The following is a 4,273-nucleotide window of genomic DNA, read 5'->3' as shown; positions in this document are numbered from 1 at the left end:
GTTCCCATCAAATTCGTGTGCAATTTGCAAGTCGTAAAGCGCCTCTATGGGCAGATCAACGTTATAATCCTCATCCAAAAGAAAATGGGCAAATAGCATTATGGGCAACGTCACTCACATTGATTCATCCTGTAACAAAAGAAGAGATGACTTTCATTTCAAATCCACCAAGTACATATCCTTGGTCACTGTTTAAGGAGGCAATAAAATGACACAACCAAAACGTAAAAAAGTTGTTAAAAAAGTAACATCACAAAAAAATTCTACTGGCGTACATTCTACCAAAAAAAGAGTACGGAGAAGAATTAAGAAACCTGTTCTTTATGGTTTTTTAGCGATTGTCGTTTTAATTGTTGCTTTATTGACTGTCCCCAAAACAATTCAAAACAATCAATTGAAAGAATTGGGTTATGACAAGGCTACAATTACTGAGATACGAAATCAAAAACTTACGAATCTAATTATTAAAAATAAGTATTATTCAGAAAACCTAGCAAGCTCAATCTTAAATAAATCACTTAATAAGGATTACATCGAATTGTATACTGTTGCGGATGAATGCGCAGAACGTGAATTTGTTTTGTATGATCGTTTACTCGATAATGGATATACAAAAGAACAAGTTCTCTCACTTTTTGATGATTTATCATTTTATGCAATTACCCCATTATTAGTTTTTGATTTTCAAACCGATTCGGCTCCATACATTGCAGATGCTATAGCTAATAAAGATAATATTAGTGCCACAAATTTCAGTTTATCAAATACTTATATTGAACCTTATAAGACTACATACCCTACCTATAATGCTGGCAGCTATGATATGTTGGTCAATAAAACATATTATCTTGATTCAACTTATGTACCTGGAAGCATTACTGATTTATCTATTCAAGTCGCTTCAGAAGGTCTTCAACTTGAGTCAGTTGCCGCTGATGCATTGAAACAACTTTGTGATGCGGGAAGAAATATGGGACTTCGTCTTTATGCATCTAGTGCATATCGTCCATATGAACATCAACAATCACTTTATGATCGTTATGTTGCACGTGATGGTATAGAAGAAGCTGATACGTTCAGTGCTCGCCCTGGATTTTCTGAACATCAAACAGGATTAACAGTAGATATGTCTGCTGTTGGTGATGGTAGTGGATTATCTAAATTTGAAGAAACTGATGAATTCGTCTGGCTAAGTCAAAATTGTCAAGAATACGGCTGGATTTTACGTTACCCTAGTGGTAAAGAACAAATCACAGGATATACCTATGAGCCTTGGCATTATCGTTATGTTGGACCAGATTTAGCAAAGAAGGTAGTTGCATCTGGATTAACCTATGATGAATATTACTTACTCTACTTAGCACCATGGAAAAATACAGATGGTGAAACAAAGAAAAATGCTCCAGTAGAAACTGCAGCACCTGAGGAAACAACACCTGCTGCTGAAAGTCCTCAACCAACCGCAACAACTGAATAGAATGTCCTTGCGGACATTCTATTTTTTCATAAATTTAAGAATTTCTTCTTTTCTTGATTCCATGTCTTTATAACCTAATTCATAAAGTTTCTTAAGATTTTCTGGATCACCACTGAAACGTTTAACCGGAATTGTTTCACTTGGTCTAATCAAAATACACTTTCCTTCTTTTACTTCTTTCTCAATTATTTCCATTTGTCGATTATAAGACTCATGGCGATGGGTATAATCATATACCATCTTTTTATATTTTGGATAATTAAAATTCATCAATTTTTGCATAAACCAACCCGCTGCTTTACGTGTATACCCTTCTGGTTTAGTAATAATAACTATGTTTTTATCACATCCAGCTTCGATACTTCGCTCAATAGGAATCATAATAGAAATGCCTCCATCTAAAAAGCGATAACCATTATAATCGACTATTCTCCCAGCGATTGGCAATGAACAAGAAGCTTTTAACATTCTTAACTCAGGATCTAAATCTTGCGCATTAAAAAAGATTGTTTTCTCTTGATTCATATCATAAATACCGAATTCCATTGGTAAATTCTTCTCTTTTATTGGTGATGTGTCATATTTAACATCATCTCTTAATAATTCATCAAACATGTAATCATACCCAACATATCGATGTTCTTTAAGCAATGGGATAAGTCCCACATTTTTCTTATCAGAAGTATATTTTACGGTAATATCATGGAGATATTCTTTACTTTTAAGAAGATAGCTACATAAATTGATAGCACCTGCTGAAATTCCAACCCCGTAATCAAACTCTATATTATTGTCAACTAACCAAGCTAGGGCACCTGCAGTATATGCACCACGCATTCCGCCGCCTTCTAATACTAATCCAATTTTACTCATTCACTCCACCTCAGAACATAGTCTATTTTACTAGATAATACTATTAAAATCAAAACTTATTCATTGAAAACATAATTTTCATACCTTTGTTTTTTTGGTAAGAACCAAGTATAATAAAGCAAGGTGAAAATATGATGAATGAAATTAGTTTAGCTTTATTTAAAAATAACCAATTATTATCCATTTTAATTACATGTTTTATTGTTGCAGGAGTTATTACTCTTGGTTTTAAAGTATTGAAAAAAAGTTTTAAATCAGACATTTTCTCAATACTTTTAATCACAAGTTTATATGCAGTTGTATCACTATGGCAATTGGGTGGTCATACAGCACCCACAACTTGGTGGCAACCTCAAGACGATAAAGAGTTCATTACATTTGAAGTCATGGATGAAAACCCTACATTCGATGCAATCTATGCAATTGGTGGAGAAGGCGATAACAACGCTCTAGAATCTGGCTACCAAATTGGTTTCGACAATTTACAAGTACTTGGAAGCAACGACAACGAGAATTGGGAAATTATCGCAATTCTTTATGAGAATAGTTATATGGCTTGGGAAGTGATTCCTGGTGAGTGGAATTATCGTTATATCTCTTTGGTATCGCAAGATACCACTATGGTTCTCAATGAATTTGGTGTAAAAAAAGCGGGTGAAGATACTTTTTTAACGCTTAATCCCATTACCATTTCGAATCCTGATAATCCGTATTTAGCTACAAATGTTATTGATGAACAAAATACTATTCCAATTACTCCAACATATATGAATGAAACATATTTCGATGAAATTTACCATCCACGTAATGCATGGGAAATTGTGAATGGTCAAGATATGTATGCTTCGGTACACCCCTTACTAGGTACTTCTATCATTTCACTTGGTATTAGTATCTTTGGTATGAATCCTTTTGGTTGGCGTATTATGGGTGCATTATTTGGCATTATGATTCTTCCATTATTTTATCTATTAACGAAAAAATTATTCAACAATCGATTCTTATCCATTGTTGGTACTACTCTATTTGCTAGTGATTTCATGTTGATCACAACATCACGGATTGGAACACTTGAACCTTTCAGTATTTTCTTCATTATACTGATGACGTACTTCATGGTTTGTTATATAAAGGAAGACTTTGTAAAATCCTCGTTGAAAAAACAATTTGTTTATCTTGCCGCATCTGGTATATCAATGGGAATCGCATGTTCCATCAAATGGACGGGATGTTATGCAGCAATAGGATTAGCAGTTTTATTCTTCGCACATTTCATTTACCATACAACTATGTATTTTAAATTAAAACAAAAGACAGATTCTGTATCACTTGAATATGTTAAAAATTACCGTTCAAAAGCATTAAAAATTATTTTATGGTGCTGTTTATTCTTTGTACTTGTACCTGCGACCATTTATGTATGTTCATTCATACCAACTCATGTATGGAAGAACGATACTTGGAGTATTGCAAATGTTATCAAGCATTCGGTAGGTATGTATGATTATCATGCCAAATTACAGGCTACTCATCCTTACCAAAGTGTTTGGTGGCAATGGCTGTTTGATATCCGTCCAATTTGGTATTATCTAAAAGATTTTGGAAATGGAACTATGCAAACAATCTCTTGTTTCAATAATCCACTTATTAGTATCGCTGGTGTAATTAGTATGGTTGTTACTGCAATCCATACCTTTAAAGCAAAATCATCAACAGGTTTCATTATTCTTGTCGGCTTTTTAGCAGCATTATTACCTTGGGTATTAGTAACTCGTTGTGTATTCGCATATCATTATTATCCTTCTATTCCTTTCTTAATTCTCGCAATTGTTTATACTGCGCAACTAATTATTAAGAAATATAATTCTGGTGAAAAAATGATTGTTGTCTATGTTGCATTATGTATCTTCTTATTCATTTTAT

General features: G+C 33.4%; 3 protein-coding genes and 1 pseudogene. 3 read left to right on the top strand and 1 reads right to left on the bottom strand.

Translation table 11 applies throughout. The features are described from left to right. Together RSB60_RS11075 and RSB60_RS11070 are read left to right on the top strand one after the other, a co-directional pair. Positions 1-212 (top strand): annotated as a pseudogene (locus tag RSB60_RS11075) (RluA family pseudouridine synthase); the annotation flags it as partial. Next, positions 209-1,477 carry a M15 family metallopeptidase gene (locus RSB60_RS11070; RefSeq protein ID WP_332616365.1) on the top strand — a complete coding sequence of 423 codons (1,269 nt, stop codon included), beginning with the start codon at positions 209-211 and terminating at the stop codon, positions 1,475-1,477. The pseudogene RSB60_RS11075 and the gene RSB60_RS11070, both read left to right, overlap by 4 nt. Before the next feature lie 18 nt (positions 1,478-1,495). Here the strand turns inward: RSB60_RS11070 and RSB60_RS11065 are convergent, their stop codons facing one another. Beyond that, positions 1,496-2,350, bottom strand: a complete 855-nt coding sequence (locus RSB60_RS11065; protein WP_323380874.1) for a patatin-like phospholipase family protein — start codon at positions 2,348-2,350, stop codon at positions 1,496-1,498. Between the two features lie 134 nt (positions 2,351-2,484). Here RSB60_RS11065 and RSB60_RS11060 point away from each other — a divergent pair. Beyond that, positions 2,485-4,273 (top strand): phospholipid carrier-dependent glycosyltransferase (locus RSB60_RS11060; protein ID WP_332616363.1); only part of this gene is annotated, 1,789 nt, incomplete at its 3' end.

Source organism: Anaerorhabdus sp. (assembly GCF_036657415.1).
GTDB lineage: Bacteria > Bacillota_I > Bacilli_A > Erysipelotrichales > Erysipelotrichaceae > Anaerorhabdus.
Note: the sequence above shows the minus strand (reverse complement) of the source record. Positions and strands in the feature narration are given on the sequence as shown.